1 protein-coding gene is annotated in these 1,449 nt (G+C 36.2%); it reads left to right on the top strand.

What is annotated here, in order from left to right; genetic code table 11:
- Positions 1–315 precede the first annotated feature (315 nt).
- Positions 316–1,368: an IS110 family RNA-guided transposase gene (locus RM529_RS17330; RefSeq protein WP_311485995.1), complete on the top strand. Its 1,053-nt coding sequence runs from the start codon at positions 316–318 to the stop codon at positions 1,366–1,368.
- The last annotated feature ends 81 nt before the right edge of the window (positions 1,369–1,449 follow it).

Here is a 1,449-nt window from a genome sequence, read left to right as displayed (position 1 = left end):
CAAGGCATCTTCTTAGTAAACAAAAAATCATTTTAACAACCCTTCCATTCCTCGCAAGGAAAACCCCACAGGCTTTAAAAACCTCGTATGTTTGGTCTCCCATTAATTAAGGCTAAATTACATTTTTTAATCAAAGGGCCGGAGAGGAGTATGATAAAAACCTAGACAACTTTTGTATGTCCACCCACAGATAATCATCCTTTCCGGTAACTCCCTTTGAAGTCTCTACAGTATCTAAAGACCATTCCAATGGATTGGATCTCGCATTAATTACGAGGATAGACAGCAGGGAATTCCTTTTTAAACATTAGGTTTATGAATGACTTTTTACAATCTGTAGGAATAGACATTGCTAAAGATAAATTTGATGTCTGTTTCAAGGAAAGAAAAAATGGAAGAAGTGTTGTTAAAGGCACAAAAACTTTTAAAAATGATTCCAAAGGTTTTTTAGATTTTCATCTTTGGTATTTGAAACGAAGAAAAGAGAACTCTCAACTAGTCTTTGTCATGGAAGCTACCGGGATTTATTATGAAGAACTTGCTTACTTTCTTCATTCTAAAAATGAAGTTATTTACGTGGAACTTCCACAGAAGGTAAAATACTTCGCTAAAAGTCTCAATATTAAAACCAAAACAGATAAAGTAGATGCAAAACTTATTGCTGATATAGGTTTAGAACGATCTTCTTCTCTCAAATCCTGGAACCCACCTAGTGAACAGTTTAAAGCTATTCGTGATCTCTGTAGAGAAATCTCTCAACTGAAGAAGAACAAATCTGCAGCTTCCTCACGTCTTCATGCATGGAATACAGCTCATAATACAATACCAGAAGTTATTAAAGCTGCTGAAGAACACTTGGACATTCTTGGTCAACTAATAAAGAAAATGGAGGGGCTGTTATTGGAAAGGGTCAAACAAGACGAAAAGCTTTATGAGAAGATTGAAAGAATCGCCCAGGTTAAAGGATTGGGGGTCCTAAGTGTAACCAAAGTAATTGCAGAGACTAATGGTTTTCTTTTATTCAACAGCATTAGACAATTAGTAAGCTATGCCGGGCTGGATGTGATCCAGGAAGAATCTGGCCAGTACAAAGGAAAGTCCCGCTTATCTAAAAAAGGTAATGCACATTTACGGGCGGCTCTTTATATGCCAGCCGTTACCGCAGTCACCCACAATGAAAACCTAAAAGAGTTCTATACCCGGTTAAATAAAAAGTTCAATTACAAAAAGCAAAGTTTGGTAGCAGTAATGAGAAAATTGCTAATATTGATCTATACTTTATGGAAAAGTGGAAAGGATTATAATCCACACCATCAATGGCAAGAAAAAAGACGGGAGGTTTCCCTCCCGCCACTAGATAGTTACTAAAAAGTGACTTCTTTAGAATTCAAATTTAAGAAAAATAAATTAGGATTTAAACACAGTATCTGTGGGCTGTTCCACCAGTAC

This window comes from Autumnicola edwardsiae (genome assembly GCF_031846505.1).
Classification (GTDB): Bacteria; Bacteroidota; Bacteroidia; order Flavobacteriales; family Flavobacteriaceae; genus Autumnicola; species Autumnicola edwardsiae.
This window is presented reverse-complemented; position numbering and strand designations above follow the sequence as displayed.